The organism is Pseudomonas sp. LBUM1678, from assembly GCF_059695575.1.
In genome coordinates, this window is the sequence record NZ_CP166775.1 from 4712397 (window position 1) to 4729915 (window position 17519).

General features: G+C 62.5%; 5 protein-coding genes. 3 read left to right on the forward strand and 2 right to left on the reverse strand.

Annotated elements, in window-relative coordinates; translation table 11 throughout:
- Positions 1 to 60: 60 nt before the first annotated feature.
- Genes dsbD through dsbG form a run of 3 tightly spaced genes read left to right on the forward strand, consistent with a single transcriptional unit; the run spans position 61 to position 3406 of the window.
- A complete protein-coding gene (gene dsbD, locus ACA070_RS21375; protein WP_497448245.1) occupies positions 61 to 1794 on the forward strand; it encodes a protein-disulfide reductase DsbD in 1734 nt (577 codons plus the stop codon).
- Positions 1794 to 2660 carry a TlpA family protein disulfide reductase gene (locus ACA070_RS21380; RefSeq protein ID WP_497448246.1) on the forward strand — a complete coding sequence of 289 codons (867 nt, stop codon included), beginning with the start codon at positions 1794 to 1796 and terminating at the stop codon, positions 2658 to 2660. Before dsbD ends, ACA070_RS21380 begins: the two co-directional genes overlap by 1 nt.
- Positions 2636 to 3406: a thiol:disulfide interchange protein DsbG gene (gene dsbG, locus ACA070_RS21385; RefSeq protein WP_497448247.1), complete on the forward strand. Its 771-nt coding sequence runs from the start codon at positions 2636 to 2638 to the stop codon at positions 3404 to 3406. Before ACA070_RS21380 ends, dsbG begins: the two co-directional genes overlap by 25 nt.
- A gap of 115 nt (positions 3407 to 3521) precedes the next feature.
- On the opposite strand, the gene ACA070_RS21390 is transcribed toward dsbG, so the two are convergent.
- Positions 3522 to 4334: an alpha/beta fold hydrolase gene (locus tag ACA070_RS21390; RefSeq protein ID WP_497448248.1), complete on the reverse strand. Its 813-nt coding sequence runs from the start codon at positions 4332 to 4334 to the stop codon at positions 3522 to 3524.
- 201 nt (positions 4335 to 4535) lie between these two features.
- Entirely contained in the window at positions 4536 to 17519 is a 12984-nt protein-coding gene (locus ACA070_RS21395; RefSeq protein WP_497448249.1) for a non-ribosomal peptide synthetase, read from the reverse strand.

Below are 17519 nucleotides of genomic sequence, written 5' to 3' on the forward strand. Positions count from 1 at the left end.
TCATCGGTTAATCGCCGCCTCCCATTGTGCACCTCACTTGCACAGGGATAAGGCTTACCCATGCGTCGACTGTTTCTCTTTTTTGTTCTCTTGATCTCGGGTGTGGCCCAGGCAGGGACCAATCCGTTCGATACCAAACCTGAATTCCTGCCGGTGGAAAAGGCCTTTGTCTTTACCTCCGAGCGCCTTGAATCGGGTGAAACTCAGCTCTATTGGCAGATTACCGACGGTTATTACCTTTATCAGAAGCGCCTGAAATTCGAGGGTTTGCCCCCGGAGCAGCATCCGGTATTGCCTGAAGGCGAATCGCACAGTGATGAGTTCTTCGGCGAACAGCAGATTTATCGCCAAGGCCTGGAGCTGAAGATTCCGGCGGGCGCCACTGGTCAGATCAAAATCGGCTTCCAGGGCTGTGCCGATGCCGGTTTGTGTTATCCACCGCAAACCCAGGTCGTGGATCTGGGCGGCAGCGTCGCGGTCGCCACCAACGAAGCACCGGACCAGGCCCTGGCCAGCGGCCTGCAACAACGGGCGCTGGGCTGGAGCTTGCTGGTGTTCTTTGGTCTGGGCCTGTTGCTGGCCTTCACCCCTTGCTCGTTGCCGATGCTGCCGATCCTGGCCGGGTTGATTGTTGGCAGTGGGGCCACGCCCAAACGCGGTTTCGCCTTGGCCACCAGCTACGTGGTGAGCATGGCGCTGGTGTATGCGGCAATGGGCGTGCTGGCTGCGCTGCTCGGTGCCAACCTTCAGGCACTGTTGCAGAACCCGTGGTTGCTGGGCAGCTTCGCGGCGATATTTGTCCTGCTGGCGTTACCGATGTTCGGTTTCTTCGAGCTGCAACTGCCGGTGGCGGTGCGTGATCGGCTGGAAAATGTGTCGCGCAATCAACGCGGCGGCAGCCTGATCGGTGCCGGTGTGCTGGGCGCCTTGTCGGGGTTGCTGGTCGGCCCGTGCATGACCGCGCCATTGGCCGGCGCGCTGCTGTACATCGCGCAAAGCGGCAATGCGCTGCATGGCGGTTTGATTCTGTTCAGCATGGGCATCGGCATTGGTGTGCCGCTGCTGTTGCTGGTGACCGTGGGCAATCGCTTCCTGCCCAAACCCGGCGCCTGGATGAACCTGCTCAAAGGAATCTTTGGTTTCCTGTTCCTCGCCACCGCCCTGCTGATGCTGCGCCCGGTGCTGGATCAATCGCTGTGGATCGGTTTGTGCGGCGCCTTGCTGCTGATTGCCGCCTACAGTGCCTGGAAACAGTCGGAAGGTTTCGGCCGCATTGCCCATCTGTTCGGCGCCAGTTCGCTGTTGCTCGGGATTTGGGGCGGTCTGCTGCTGATCGGCGCCGCCGGTGGCACTGATGATTTGCTCAAACCGTTGCAGGTCTACAGCGCCTCCGCTTCTGGCAATATCGCTCGCCCGACAGGCCATGAGGCGTTCACGACCATCAATGACCCCGCCACGTTGCAACGGGAACTGGACGCCGCCCAGGCCCAGGGCCAATGGGTGCTGCTGGACTACTACGCTGACTGGTGCGTGTCGTGCAAGGTCATGGAAAAACAGGTCTTCGGCAAAGCCAACGTGATGGAAGCGCTGAGTGATGTGCGCTTGCTACGACTGGACGTGACCGCCGACAATGCCGCCAGCCGCGAACTGCTCGGCCGTTATAAAGTGCCGGGGCCACCGAGTTTCCTGTGGATCGGCGCAGACGGCCAGGAGCGCCGCAGCCAGCGCATCACCGGCGAGGTCGATGCCGACACCTTCCTGCAACGCTGGACCACCACCCGAGACGCCCGTTAATGCTGACCTTTACCCTCGGCACCTTTGCCATCGCGCTTAACCATTTGCTGCTGATCAGTGCCCTGGCGCTGGCGACGTTTGTCGGCTGGCGGGTGGCCAAGCGCGGTGGCGAAAACCCCGAGTCGGCGCTGTTCAGCCTGTTTTTGCTGGGCATGCTGGCGGCGCGGGTTGGTTTCGTGGTCGCCTACTGGGCGCACTATCACAACGATCCGTGGCAGATCATCGACCTGCGCGATGGCGGTTTCCTCGTCTGGCCCGGGGTGATTGTGCTGTTGCTCACCGCGTTGTATCGCGGTTGGCGTCGACCGGGTTTGCGCCGCCCGCTGGGGTTCGGCGTGGCCAGCGGCCTGGCGTTCTGGCTGCTGGCGACCTTCTCCCTGAATATTTACGAACAAGGCACGCGCCTGCCGGAAATCACCCTGCGCAATGCCGCCGGCGAAACCGTGCAACTGGCGGACTACAAGGGCGGGCCGTTGGTCATCAATCTCTGGGCCACCTGGTGCCCGCCGTGCCGCCGGGAAATGCCGGTGCTGGAAAACGCCCAGCAACAGCGCCCGGACCTGACCTTCCTGTTCGTCAATCAGGCCGAAAGCATGCAAAGCGTCAGCACCTTCCTCGAAACCCAGGGGCTGAGCCTGACCAACGTGCTGTTCGACGGCAGCGGACGATTGGGTCAGGCCGTGGGTTCCATGGCATTGCCGACTACGCTGTTCTATAGCCCCGACGGTCGATTGCTGGGCAGCCATTTGGGCGAACTCTCGGACGCCAGCCTGGCCCGCGCCCTGGAAAACTTCGACACACCTTCTCCTGCCGTACCGGCCACTTCTTCAAGGAAACTGCCATGCCCCGCCTCCGCCACCTGCTGACCCTGACCCTGGGCGCAGCATTGCTGCACCTGCCGTCGGTGCAGGCCGCCGAAGAATTGCCTGAGGCGATCAAGAAGATCGAAGCCAAGGGCGCAAAAATCGTCGGTCAGTTCGACGCACCCGACGGTCTGCGCGGTTATGCCGCGCAGTACCAGAGCCGCGGCATGGCGCTGTACCTGACCCCGGACGGCAAGCACGTGCTGCTGGGCAATCTGTACGACGCCGAGGGCAATGACCTGAGCAGCGCGCCGTTACAGAAGCTGGTTTATGCACCGATGGCCAAGGAAGTCTGGGGCAAGATGGAAGCCAGCAACTGGATTGGTGACGGCAACAAGGATGCGCCGCGCGTCGTGTATCTGTTCAGCGATCCGAACTGCCCTTACTGCAACATGTTCTGGGAACAGGCGCGGCCATGGGTCAAGGCTGGCAAGGTGCAGCTGCGCCACATCATGGTCGGGATCATTCGCGAAGACAGCCCGGGCAAATCCGCCGCGCTGCTGGCCGCCAAGGACCCAAGCAAGGCGCTGGAAGATCATGAAAAGTCAGGCAAGAGCAGCTCGCTGAAAGCCTTGAAAGACGTGCCGCCGGCAATTCAGGCGAAACTGGCGGCGAACATGCAACTGATGGAAGACCTGGAACTGCAGGCCACCCCGGCGATTTTCTACATGGACGACAAGGGCGAGCTGCAACAACAGCAAGGCGCGCCTTCGCCGGACAAGTTGGTGAAGATTCTCGGGCCCAAGTAGTTCGCTTCAGAGACTTGGTGACCACACCGGCCCCATCGCGAGCAGGCTCGCTCCCACATTGGAATGCATTCCCCTGTGGGAGCGAGCCTGCTCGCGATGGGGCCGGTCAGACCAACTAATTTCTTTCAGCTAAAAACGCCAACAACGCCTCAGTGACAAATTGCGGATTCTCCAGATTGGAGATATGCCCCGCCTCCGGCACCAGCACATACGGGCAACCGATCAACTCCGCCATTTCCTTCGTTTCCGACGGTGGCCGCGGTTTGTCCTGATCGCCGCACATCACCAGCGTGGTTTCAGGATTCAGTTCGCCCAGACGTGGCAACAGATCATCCCGACCAAACGTGATCCGTCCCATCGGCACAATGCTTTCACGCAGACGCTCGGCCGGCAGCGCAGCCAGTTTGGCGCGGAAGTCCTGATACAGCGCCGACTGCGGATCGATCCCCGGGCGGAAGAAAATCGGCACCACAATGTCGAGCAGCTGCGGCGCGATCACGCCGGCGTCTTCGATCTGCTTGAACAGCGAGAAATAGTATTGGCGAGTCGGTTCCGGCTCGACGCCGACGTAGGTGTCCATCAGCACCAGGCCGTTGATCCGCTGAGGCGCGGACAGTGCCAGGCGAACACCCCACATGCCACCGACCGACAGACCGACCAGCGTGACACGATCAATGTCCAGATGATCGAGCAGCGCCAAGGCCTGACGGGCGATGTCATCCAGCGATTGCGTGCCTTCGGGAAGTTTCCCGGAGTCACCGTGGCCCCACAGGTCCAGGGCAATGACCCGGTGGTGTTGCGACAACACAGCAATCTGCGGTGCCCACATGGCCTGGTCCCACAGATAGCTGCCGGCCAGCAACACGGCCGGGCCGGTGCCTTGATCGATGTAGTGAAGGGGTTGTCCGTCAACTGTTACGAAGGGCATTGACTGTCTCCTTTGTGAAGGGAATTCACCAAAAAAAGCAGAGGCAGCCTGAGCCGGTCCGAAGCGGCAGTCAACGCGCAAATTCGCGCAAATTTCAATGACGCCATCGCCAGCAGGCTCGCTCCCACATTTGTCCTGCGAACACAGTTTAAATGTGGGAGCCAGCCTGCTGGCGAATAGGCCCTTACAGACGCTGGAGATTCAAAGCCCCTCCAACTCCGCCATCAGGTCATTCAGGCGATCCACCTTCTCCTCGGTGATGTCACTCGCCGCCAACCCGTCGATGTACTCGGCCAACTCCGCCACCGTGCTGCACTCGAACATCGCCCGCAGCGGCACATCACGTTGCAGGGCTTTTTGCACTCGCGAAGCGATCTGCGTCGCCAGCAACGAATGCCCGCCCAACTCGAAGAAGTTGTCGCGAACGCCTACCCGTTCGACCTTCAGCACCTCAGCCCAAATATCCGCCAACGTCTGCTCCAGATCAGTGCGCGGCGCCTGATAGTCCTGGCTTTGCAACTGCCCGATCTCCAGCGCCGGCAGCGCCTTGCGATCGAGTTTGCCGTTGGCATTGAGCGGCATCCGCTCCAGCCACAACCAGTGCAGCGGCACCATGTATTCCGGCAGTTCGGCGCGCAGGCGTTGCTTGATGCGCTCCAGGCGTTCGGTCGGGTTCAGCGCCGAGTCAGCCGCCACCAGGTAGCCGACCAGATGCTTGCCGTTCGCGCCTTCCTGCACGCCGACCGCGGCTTCGCGGACTTCCGGTTGCTCATGCAGGCGCGCTTCGATTTCACCCAGTTCGATGCGGTAACCGCGGATCTTCACTTGATGGTCGATACGCCCGACGTACTCCAGCACACCATCACTGCGCCGACGGGCCAGGTCGCCGGTGCGATACAGACGATCCCCCGGCGCGCCAAACGGGTTCGGTACAAACACCTGAGCGGTGCGCAAAGGATCGCTGACATAACCGCGCCCGACCCCGGTGCCGGCGACACACAACTCGCCCACCGCACCCAACGGCACCAGTTCCAGCGCGCCATCGAGCAGGTACAAACGGTTGTTGTCGGTCGGCGTACCGATCGGCAGATAACTGCCCCGGGTCGAGGCCATGTCAACGCGGAAGAACGCCACGTCGTCCGAGCATTCCGCCGGGCCATAAGCGTTCACCAGCCCGATATCCGGGTAGCGCAACAGCCACTGATGCGCCAGTTCCGGCGGCATTGCTTCACCGGTCGGCAACATCCAGCGCAGACCGTTGAGGCTCATGCGTTCCTGGGCGAGCATGCCCTGAATCAGCGACGGCACGCTTTCCAGCACGGTAATGCCCTGGGCCGACACATGCGCCAGCAACCCTTGCGGATCATGGGCGATGGTGTTCGGCACGATGTCCACCCGCGCCCCGAACAGCGGCGCGGCGAGGAACTGCCAAACCGAAATGTCGAAGCTTTGCGACGCGGTCTGGGCGATCACGTCGGCATCGCTCAAATTCAGGTACGGCACTTTACTCAACTGATTGTTGAGCATCCCACGCTGCTCGACCATCACGCCTTTCGGCAAACCGGTGGAACCCGAGGTGTAGATCACATAGGCGAGGTTGTCCGGGCCGCTGTAAATACCCGGATTCGCCACCGATGCATCGCTCGCTTGTACCTCTTCCCAGACCAGCAACTTCGGCCGATTGGCGCAACTGAACTCATCCAGCAGTGCGACCGCCTGTTCACGACAGGCCTCGGTGCAGACCAGCAACGGCGTGCGGCTCAGGTCGATGATCCGGCTCAGACGCTGACTCGGCAGCCCCGGATCCAGCGGCAGATATCCCGCGCCGGCCTTGAAGCTGCCGATGATCATGCCCAGCAGATCGAGGTTACGTTCAGCCAGCAACGCCACCGGTTGATCCAGCCCGACACCGGCCGCGATCAACCCATGACCGAGGCGGTTGCTGCGCTGGTTCAGCTCTGCGTAACTGTGTTGCTGATCCAGGCAACTCGCGGCAATTCGCTGCGGATGCTGGGCGACCTGCGCTTCGAACAACGCGACATAGCTCAGCTCCAGCGGGTAATCGTGTTCACTCTGGTTGCAGCCATGGATCAGGAAATCCTGTTCCTCGGCGCCCAGCAGCGGCAGATCGGCCATGTCGCCATGGAAACCGTCGACCAGCGCCAACAGCAAACGCTTGAACTCACTGAGCATGCGCTCGACGGTCGATTCATCGAAATAACGCTGGTCGTAAGACAGGTGCAGGCCCAGGTCATCGCCCGGATAACACACCGCCGTCAGCGGGAAGTTGGTGTGGGTGCGGCCCGAATCCGAGGTCGCGTTGAGGCTCTGCGCCCGGTCCAGCACCGAGACTTCCACCGGGGCGTTTTCGAACACGAACAGGCTGTCAAACAGCGGCTGGCCCTTGGGCAGTTCGCTGTGTTCCTGGATGCTCACCAGCGGCAGGTATTCGTACTCGCGCAGTTGCATGTTGCTGTCGAGCAAACCGCTGAGCCACTGGCGCACGCTGCAACGTTGATCGTCTTCGGGCATCTTCACCCGCAGCGCAATGCTGTTGATGAACAGCCCGACGGTGCGTTGCATCTCCGGCATTTCCACCGGACGCCCGGCCACCGTGACGCCAAACAGCACGTCGCGATCACCGCTCAAACGTCGCAGCACCAAGGCCCACGCCGCTTGGGCGAAGGTGTTGATGGTCAGCTGATGCGCCTGCGCCAGTTCGCGCAGTTGAGCACCGTCGCGAGCATCAAGCCTTGTGTAGCGATCACCGACGATCATGCCGCCGCTTTCACCGGCATGTTCACGCAGGAACGGCCGGTCGCTCGGGATCGGTGTGGTCCGCTCGAAACCTTGCAGGTTGGTTTTCCACCACTGCCGCGCTTCGGCCAGGCTTTGGCGTTGCAGCCAGCCGATGTAGTCGCGATAACGTGGCGGCACCGCCAGTTGCGCTTCGCGACCTTCGCCGAGGGCGGTGTAGATCTCGAAGAAATCGTTCATCAACAGCGAGCGGCACCAGGCATCGATGAGGATGTGGTGATTGCTCATCATGAACCAGTAACGCGCCGCGCCGACCTTGATCAAGCGCAGGTGGAACGGTGCCTGATTGAGCAGATCGAACCCGGCCTCGCGCTCGATTTTTAGCAGCGCCTGCAGTTTCGGCTCCTGCTCGGCTTCGGCAATCGCCGTCCAGTCAAGGATCTCGATCGGCGTGCTGCCGGGCTTGTGGATAACCTGCAGCATGTCTTCGCCGACGTTCCAGCAGAACGATGCGCGCAGGGCTTCGTGACGGGCGATCACCGCTTGCCAGGCCTGGGCGAAACGCTGCGGATCGAGTTCGCTGTTGATGCGGTAGCGGTCCTGCATGTAGTAGAGACCGGTGCCCGGTTCCAGCAAAGTGTGCAGCAGCATGCCTTCCTGCATCGGGGTCAGCGGGTAGACGTCTTCGATGACGGCGGCCGGAATCGGCAGCGCGTCGAGTTGTGGCTGAGTCAGTCTGGCCAGCGGGAAGTCGGACGGCGTCAGGCCGCCGGCATCGTCCTGCAAGCAATGCTCGATCAGACTTTGCAGTTCGCCCAGGTAAGCATTTGCCAGGTCGGTGATGTTTTCCGGATCGTGGCGTTCGGCGCTGAAGGTCCAGCGCAGCACCAATTCACCGCCATAGACCTGACTGTCGACGCTCAGCTCATTGGGCAGCGGCGCGTGCGGATCGTGGGCCGCGCCGACGGGTTCGTCCAGCGGACGGAACAACGCGTCCGCGCCGAAACTCTGGTCGAACTGCCCGAGGTAGTTGAAGGTGATCGGCGCCACGGGCAACGCAGCCAGGGTCTGGCGGCTCAGATCATCGGCCAGATAACGCAACACGCCATAACCCAGGCCTTTGTGCGGCACGGCGCGCAGTTGTTCCTTGATCGCCTTGATCGAAGCGCCCTGCTCCGTCGTTGGGGCCAAACGCAGCGGATAAGCGCTGGTGAACCAGCCGACGGTGCGGGTCAGGTCGATCTCGTCGAACAGGGTTTCGCGACCATGGCCTTCGAGTTGAATCAGCGCCGACTCCTGCCCGCTCCAGTTGCACAGCACCCGGGCCAACGCGGTGAGCAGCAGGTCGTTGACCTGAGTGCGATAAGCACTCGGCGCCTGTTGCAGCAATTGCCGGGTACGCTCGGCATCCAACCGCACGCTGACGGTTTGTGCATGACGATTCTGCGGATCACCTTGCGGACGATCACACGGCAACTCAACGTTTGGCCCGGCCAGTTGCGACTGCCACCAGCTCAGTTCTTCACGCAAGGATTCGCTACTGGCATACGCCTGCAAGCGGGCCGACCAATCCTTGAACGCACTGGTTTTCGCCGGCAGTTTGACCGACTGCTGGGCGTCCAATTGACGGTAAACGGTTTGCAGATCGTCCAGCAGAACACGCCACGAAACACCGTCCACCACCAAGTGGTGAATGGCAATGAACAACCGTTGTTGGCCTTCAGGACCATCGACCAGCAGCACGCGCATCAGCGGTCCGCGTTCGAGGTCGAGGCTGCGCTGGGCATCGGCGAACAGCGCGGTGCATTTGTCCATGGACGAAACGCGCACTTGCCACAGCACCGGCACGTCGGAAACCGCTTGATGCTCGGCGCGCCATTGCGCATCGGTTTGGGTAAAGCGCAGACGCAATGCATCATGCTGCTCGATCACCGCCAACAGCGCTTGCTCCAGGCGATGGGGTTCCAGCGCGACGGTCGGTTCCAGCAGCAACGCCTGGTTCCAGTGCTGACGCTCAGGAATGTCGGTGTCAAAGAACCAGTGCTGGATCGGCGTCAAACGCGATTCGCCGGTCAGCAAACCTTGCTCGGCGGTGACCTGCTCGGTGCGGGTCGCCACGGCGGCCAAGGTTTGCACGGTCTGGTGCTGGAACAGGTCACGCGGACTGAAATGAATGCCCTGCTGCCGCGCACGGCTGACCACCTGGATCGAAAGAATCGAATCGCCGCCCAGTTCGAAGAAGTTGTCGTTAAGGCCCACTTGCTCAACGTTCAGCACTTCGCACCAGATGCCGGCCAAGGTCAGTTCCAGCTCGTTGCTCGGCGCCACGTAATGCTGACGGTTCAGTTCCGGGTCCGGCGCCGGCAATGCGCGGCGGTCAAGTTTGCTGTTGGCGGTCAGCGGCATGCTGGTCAACAGGATCAGGTGCGTCGGCACCATGTAATCCGGCAATTGCGATTTGAGGTGAGTCTTCAGCGCTTCGCGCAGTGCCGCTTGTTGCGTTTCGTCCTGCTCGGCGACGTCGGTCATCAGGTAGCCGACCAGTTGTTTGCCGCTCGGTGCGTCGAGGGCCAGCACCACGGCTTCGCGGATCGACTGATGCTCCAGCAGTCGGGTTTCGATTTCGCCCAACTCGATACGGAAACCGCGAATCTTCACTTGATGGTCGATGCGCCCAAGGTATTCCACCAAACCATCGGCACGCTGGCGCACCAGATCACCGGTGCGGTACAGACGCCCGCCATCGGTGGCGAACGGATCGGCCACAAATCGCTCGGCGGTCATGCCTGGACGCTGGTGATAACCCTGCGCCAGACCGGCACCGCCGACGTACAACTCGCCGGTCGCGCCTTGCGGCACCAAGGCCAGGTCAGCGTCGAGGATGTAGGCCACCCGCGCACCGATCACGCTGCCGATCGGCACGCTGCCCACGCCTTCTTCCAGTTGTTCCGGTGCCAGACTCGCCAGCGGCATGACCACGGTTTCGGTCGGGCCATAGGCGTTGAAGAACAGGCTCGGTTTGAACGCAGCGCGAATTCGCGCCAGGTGTTCGCCGGTCAGGGCTTCGCCGCCGGTGATGCACATGCGCACCGGCAGGGTTTCGCCCTGGGTCGCCAGCCACTGCGCCAATTGGCTGCCGTAACTTGGGGTGAAGCCGAGGATGTTGATGTGATGGCGACGGATCAGGCCACAGATTTCTTCCGCGTCCCACTGGCCTTGGGCGCGCAACACAACTTGAGCGCCACTCAACAGCGGTACCAGCAAACGCTCCGTGGCGGCGTCGAAGTTGATTGAATAGAAATGCAGCTCGCAATCGTCCGGGCGCATGCCGAAACGCTCGATCACGGCGCGGCAATGCATGGCGATTTCGCCGTGGGACACCACCACGCCTTTCGGCTTGCCGGTGGAGCCCGAGGTGTAAATCAGGTACGCCTGATGTTGCGGCAAGCTGATAAACGGCAGCTCGGAGGTCGGGTAATTCGCCAGTGCGCCAGCGTCCTCCTCAACGCACCAACGGGCGACGGTTGCCGGCAACTTGCCGAGCGCGTCGAACATGGCCGCATCACTCAGCAGCAAACCGATGCCGCTGTCTTCGATCATGTAGTGCAGGCGATCGAGCGGGTATTCCGGATCCAGCGGCACATAAGCGCCGCCGGCCTTGAGGATCGCAAGCAGGCCGATGACCATTTCCAGCGAACGTTCAAGCGCCAGGCCGACGCGAACCTGCGGGCCAACGCCGCGCTCGCGAAGCATCCAGGCGAGGCGATTGGCGCGGCTGTCGAGTTCGGCGTAGCTCAGGGTTTCACCCGCAAACGTCAGCGCCGGAGCCTCCTTGCGGACCAGTGCCTGCTCGCTGAACAGGTGATGAATGCACTGATCGAGGCGATGTTCGCCCGGCTCGACGCCGAGGCTGTCCAGCAGCTTTTGCTGTTCCGTGGCTTCCAGCAATGGCAGTTCGCTGAGGCGCTGTTGCGGATCGCTCAGCAGCGCTTCCAGCAGATTGCGCCAGTGCCCGGCCATCCGCGCAATGCGCGGTTCATCGAACAAGTCGGTGCTGTAGGTCAGGCAGCAACCCAGTCGATGATCGAGGTCGGTAACTTCCAGGTTGAGGTCGAACTTGGTCGCCCGGGCATCGTTGGCCAGGTACTCGACGGTCATGCCGGCCAGGGTGCGGCTCTGCTGGAATTCCCAACGCTGCACGTTGCACATCACTTGGAACAGCGGGTTGTAAGCGGCGCTGCGCGGTGGCTGCAAGGCTTCGACCAAGTGATCGAACGGCAGGTCCTGATGGGACTGGCCTTCGATCACCGTGTGGCGAACCTGCTCGAACAACTCACCCACGGACATTTGCCCGTCGAGCTGGCAACGCAGCACTTGAGTATTGAGGAACGCACCGATCAGCCCTTCGCTTTCCGGGCGAATCCGGTTGGCCACCGGCGCGCCGATGCGCAGGTCAGTCTGGCCGCTGTAGCGGTAAAGCAGCACGGCCAATGCGGCGGTCATGGTCATGAACAGGGTCAGACCATTTTGCGCGTTGAAGGCGCGGACCCGTGCGGCGAGGTCATCGCTCAGGTCGAAACGGAACAGTTCGCCCTGATGGCTTTGTACCGGCGGACGCGGACGGTCGGCGGGCAATTCGAGCAGCGGATGTTCGCGGCCCAGTTGTGCGGTCCAGTAGTCGAGCTGGCGTTGACGTTCGCCAGACTCCAGCCATTGACGCTGCCAGACGCTGTAGTCCAGGTACTGCACCGGCAGCGGTGCCAACGGCGATTCGCGGTCATCGACGAACGCTTCGTAGAGCGCGCTGAGTTCCCGAGCGAAAATGTCCATCGCCCAGCCTTCGGTGACGATGTGGTGCAGGGTCAGCACCAGGTAGTGTTCGTGCGCGGCGGTCTTGACCAGGCAGGCGCGCAGCAGCGGACCGGTTTCCAGATCGAACGGTTTATGCGCCTCGTCGTTCGCCAGTTGCTGTACGCGTTGCTCGCGGCTGTCGGCGTCCAGCGCCGAGAAATCCTTCCAGTCCATGCGCATGCCGGTTTGCGCATGCACCCGTTGCCGAGCCACTCCGTCGATGCTCGGGAACGTGGTGCGCAGGGTTTCGTGACGCAGGATCAGTGCCTGTAAAGCTGCTTCGAAACGCCCGACATCGAGTACACCGCGCAAGCGCGCCATGCCGCCGACGTTGTAGGCCGGGCTGTCCGGCTCCATCTGCCAGAGGAACCACATGCGCTGCTGGGAATAGGACAGCGGCACCGGTTGGCTGCGGTCGACTTTTTCAATCGGCGGTTGCTGGTTGGTGTTGCCGCTGGCCTGGATCAGTTGCACCTGTTCGGCGAACGCCCCCAGTTCGCTGTTTTCGAACAGCGCTCGCAGCGGCAACTCGACATCGCAGGCCTGACGGGTACGGGAGATGATTTGCGTGGCCAACAACGAATGACCGCCGAGGGCGAAGAAATCGTCGCGCAGGCCGATCTGTGCAAGGCCCAGCACTTCGCGCCAGATGCCGGCGATTTGTTGCTCCAGCGCCGTGACCGGTTCGAGGTGTTCGCGCACTTGCCACTGTGGTTCGGGCAAGGCGCGACGGTCGAGTTTGCCACTCGGACTCAGGGGCATTTCGTCCAGACGCATCAACTGCGCCGGGACCATGTATTCCGGCAACTCAGCCGCCAGTGCGGTTTTAAGGCGTGCGGTTTGCGTGTCTTCGGTTTCGGTTGAGTCGGTGGCGGTGTAGTAACCGATCAACTGCCCACCGGCCGATGTCTCACGCACCAGCACCACGGCTTGGGCGACGCCATCCTGGGCCAGCAAACGGGCTTCGATTTCTTCCGGCTCAACGCGAAAGCCGCGCAGTTTGACCTGCTGATCGAGACGACCGAGGTATTCGATCACGCCATCCGCCGTCCAGCGCGCGCGGTCGCCGGTGCGGTACAGACGCGCGCCCTGCTCGCCCAGTGGATCGACGACAAACCGTTCGGCAGTCAGGCCCGGACGGCCCAAATAGCCCCGAGCCAGGCCAATGCCGCTGATGCACAGTTCACCCGGCACACCGGCCGGCACCGGGTTGAGGTCGCTGTCGAGTACGCGGCACACCACGTTGCCCAACGGACGGCCAATCGGCGAGCGCTCGCCATCGGCGCGGGTGCAGTGCCAATGGGTGACGTTGATCGCTGTTTCGGTTGGACCGTAGCGGTTGTGCAGTCGCACGGCCGGCAGCTGTTCCAGCACGCGGTTACGCAGTTCGGCGGGCAAGGCTTCGCCGCCGGAGAACACCCGGCGCAGGCTGGTGCATTCGGCGGTCAGCGGCTCATCAATGAACAACGAAAGCAGCGGCGGTACGAAGTGCAGCGTGGTCACGCCGTATTGCTGGACCAACTGCGCGATGCGATGCGGATCGCGATGCTCGCCAGGGCCGGCGATCAGCAAGCGTGCGCCAGTGATCAGCGGCCAGAAGCACTCCCACACCGACACGTCGAAACTGATCGGGGCTTTTTGCATCAGCACGTCGGTGTCGTTCAAACCGTAGGTGTTCTGCATCCATTGCAGGCGCTCGGCGAGGGCTGCGTGGGTGTTGCCGACACCCTTCGGTTGGCCGGTGGAGCCCGAGGTGTAAATCACGTAGGCCAGGTTGTCGCCGTGCAGGTGCAGGCCCGGCGCCTGGCTTGGCCAGTTCTCCAGATGCAGCGCGTCCATGGCGATCACGCTGACGCCGTCGGTGGCCGGCAGGCGGTCCAGCAATTGGGTTTGGGTCAGCAGCAGCTCCACGCCGCTGTCGCTGAGCATGTACGCCAGGCGCTCGGCCGGGTAATCCGGGTCCAGCGGCACGTACGCGCCACCGGCCTTGATGATCGCCAGCAGGCCGATCAGCAACTGCGGCGAACGTTCCGCGGCGATGGCCACGCAGACGTCCGGGCCGACGCCTTTGTCGCGCAGGTAATGGGCCAGGCGGTTGGCTTGGGTGTGCAGTTCAGCAAAATCGAAGCTGCCGCCGTCCCACATCAGCGCGGTGCGTTCCGGGGTCAGGCGCGCTTGTTCGTTGAGCAACTCCGGCAGCCATTGGCTGGCCGGCGTGCACGGTGCGGCGCTCCAGGCAGTGTGTTGGCCGTGTTCACCTGGGGTCAGCAGTTGCAGGTCGCCGATGGCGGTGGACGGCTGTTCGCAAATGGCTCGCAGCAGGTTACTGAAGTGCTCGGCCAGACGCTCGATGGTCGTCGCGTCGAACCGTTCGCTGGCGTAGTCGAAGGACAGGCTCAGGCGACCTTTCTGGTCTTCTTCGCTGTGCAGTTGCAGGTCGAACTTGGCTTCGCGGCTGTGCCACGGCAGTTCTTCGGCGAGCAATCCAGGCAGCCGGCGCAGTGCGCTCAAATCCCGTTGCTGGTGGTTGAACATCACCTGGAACAGGCCTTGCTCGCGAGCCTGCGGGAACGCTTCCAGCAGTTGTTCGAACGGCAGATCCTGATGCGCTTGCGCACCCAATGCGGCCTGACGGGTTTGCCCCAGGAGCTCAACGAATGGCAGACGCGAGTCCACCTCGGCGCGCAGCACTTGGGTGTTGATGAAGAAGCCGATCAGCCCTTGGGTTTCCAGGCGCGGACGGTTGGCATTCGGCACGCCGATGCGGATGTCGCGCTGGCCGCTGTAGCGGTGCAGCAGACTCTGGAACGCGGCGAGCAACAGCATGAACGGTGTCGATTCATGCGCCTGGGAGGTCTGGCGAATGGCGTCGCTCAAGGTCGCATTTAAACGCACGGTGTGGCGGGCGGCGCTGTGAATATGTTGCGCCGAGCGTGGGTGATCGGTGGCCAGGTTCAGGGTCGGATGCTCATCACCCAACTGCGCTTTCCAGTAGGCCAGTTGGCGTTCGCCCTCCCCTTGCGCCAGCCATTGACGCTGCCAGCTGCCGTAATCGGCGTAGTGCGTGGGCAATGCCGGCAGCGTTGCGGCTTGTCCTTGGGAGGCGGCAGCATAGAGGCGCGAGAACTCCTCGATCAGCACGTTCAGCGACCAGCCATCGGCGATGATGTGGTGCATCGTCACCAGCAATTGATGGTCCTCATCGTCGAGGCGCACCAGCGTCACCCACAGCAGCGGGCCTTTCTCCAGATCGAATAGGGTACGGGCTTCGTCCTCACGGATTTGCAGCGCGCGGGCTTCACGCTCGGCGGCGGGCAGGTCGCTGATGTCGATCAATTGCAGGTTGAATTCGGCCGCCGCATCGACCTGTTGCAGTGCCACGCCGTCACGTTCGAAGAAGCGCGTGCGCAGGGATTCATGACGCTCGATCAGCTGTTGGAAACTGGCGCGCACGGCGTCTTCATCCAGCTCGCCGCGCAGGCGCAAGGCGCCGGGAATGTTGTAGGCGCTGCTGTGCGGGTCGAGTTGCCAGGTGATCCAGAGGCGGTTTTGCGCCAGGGATTGCGGCATCGGTTCGTTGCGCGACAGCGTGGTGATCGCGCCTTGGGCCAAGCCGCCGTCCTGTTGCAACTGAGCGACAGCGGCGGTGAACGCGCCAAGGGTTGGCGCTTCGAACAGCAGTCGCAGGTTCAGCTCCAGACCGAGTGCTTCACGCAGGCGTGCAACCACTTGAGTCGCGGCGATGGAGTTGCCGCCGAGCAGGAAGAAGTGATCGTCGGCGTTGATCTGTTTGATCTGCAATTGCTCGCGCCAGATTCGGCCGATCAAGGCTTGCAGCTCGGAACCTGATTCGGTTTTGGCTTCGCCCTGAACGTCTGCCGACGGGAACAGCGCATAGCTGTCGAGGCTGCCGTCCGCCAGACGATTGCGGCAAGCCGAACGTTGCAGTTTGCCGCTGGAGGTCTTGGGCAATGCGCCCGGATTGAGCAACACCACCACGCTCGGCGCTTCCTGATACGCCTCGGCCACGGCTTGGCGGATGGCTTTGATCAGGGCGTCAGGCAGGAGGATTTTCTGCACGCTGCGGCTGATTTCCGCGGCGATGCCGATGCCTTCCTGACCGTCGATGTTGACGGCGAAAGCGGCGACGCGACCTTTGCGCACCACTTCCACTTCGCGCTCGACGGTCTGCTCGATGTCCTGCGGGTAAAGATTGTGGCCGCGAACGATCAGCATGTCTTTCAGGCGCCCGGTGATGAACAGTTCACCGTCACGCATGAAGCCCAGGTCACCGGTGCGCAGCCAGGTCCGGTCGTTGTGCTGAACGAAGGTCTTGGCGCTGGCCTCAGGGTTGCGCCAGTAGCCATGGGCAATGCTCGGCCCGGCGGCCCAGACTTCGCCGACCGCGTTGTCGGCGAGCTCATTGAGCGCGACCGGATCGACAATCAGCACCGCGTGATCGGGCTGACTGATGCCGCAACTCATGATCGCGCTGCCAACGCCTGCCTCTGCACGGTTCTGTGCCAAAGCCTGATCGTTAACGCGCAGGTTGCCGATGCCCTGACCACGCGGGGTTCCGGCGACGAACAAGGTGGCTTCGGCCAAGCCGTAAGACGCCATGAAGCTGTCGGTGGTGAAACCGCACGCCGCGAACTTCTCGCCGAAGCGCTCGAGGGTGTCGAGACGAATCGGTTCGGAGCCGGAATACGCCACGCGCCAGCCGCTCAGGTCGAGGCGCTCCAGCGCCGATTCGCTGACGCGCTCACTGCACAGGCGATAGGCGAAATCCGGCCCGCCGCTGATGGTGCCGCCGTATTCACTGATCGCTTCCAGCCAGCGCAACGGCCGACCGAGGAAGTACGCCGGCGACATCAACACGCACGGCACACCGCTGAAAATCGGCTGCAACAGACCGCCGATCAGGCCCATGTCGTGGTAGAGCGGCAGCCAGCTGACGATCACGTCATCCGGGTTCAAGTCGATGCCGAAACCATGACGGATCAGCATTTCGTTGGCCACCAGGTTGCCGTGGCTGACTTGCACGCCTTTGGGCAACGCGGTGGAACCGGAGGTGTATTGCAGGAACGCGATGTGGTCGTCGGCCAGGTTCGGCGCGACCCAGCGGTCGGCCAAGGCACCGTCAAGGGCGTCGACGCACAGCAACGGCGGCGCGCCTTCTATGTGTTGCAAGGCGTCACGCAGGCCGGCGCTGGTCAGCAGCAAGCGCGGTTCAGCATCGCTGATGATCGACAGCAGGCGTTCCTGGTGATGACGTTTGGCCGACTCCGGCGGATAAGCCGGCACCGCGATCACCCCGGCGTACAGGCAGCCAAAAAACGCCGCGACGTAATCCGGGCCACTCGGGAACAGCAACACGGCGCGATCGCCGAATTCAGCCTCGGCCTGCAACGCACCGGCAATGGTTCGCGCCCGCTGATCCAGCTCGCGATAACTGAGGACCACAGCCTGATCCGGGGTGTCAGCGAGAAACCGCAAGGCCACCCGATCCGGCGTCAGGGCCGCGCGGCGCTGGAGGGCTTGGACCAGATTGCTTGGGAGTTCGAACGCGTCGGTCAT

What these genes read in the sequence shown, in the direction of transcription:
- dsbD (WP_497448245.1), top strand. Translation starts at nt 61, where the DNA reads ATGCGTCGACTGTTTCTCTTTTTTGTTCTCTTGATCTCGGGTGTGGCC.
- ACA070_RS21380 (WP_497448246.1), top strand. Translation starts at nt 1,794, where the DNA reads ATGCTGACCTTTACCCTCGGCACCTTTGCCATCGCGCTTAACCATTTG.
- dsbG (WP_497448247.1), top strand. Translation starts at nt 2,636, where the DNA reads ATGCCCCGCCTCCGCCACCTGCTGACCCTGACCCTGGGCGCAGCATTG.
- ACA070_RS21390 (WP_497448248.1), bottom strand. Translation starts at nt 4,334, where the DNA reads ATGCCCTTCGTAACAGTTGACGGACAACCCCTTCACTACATCGATCAA.
- ACA070_RS21395 (WP_497448249.1), bottom strand. Translation starts at nt 17,519, where the DNA reads ATGACCGACGCGTTCGAACTCCCAAGCAATCTGGTCCAAGCCCTCCAG.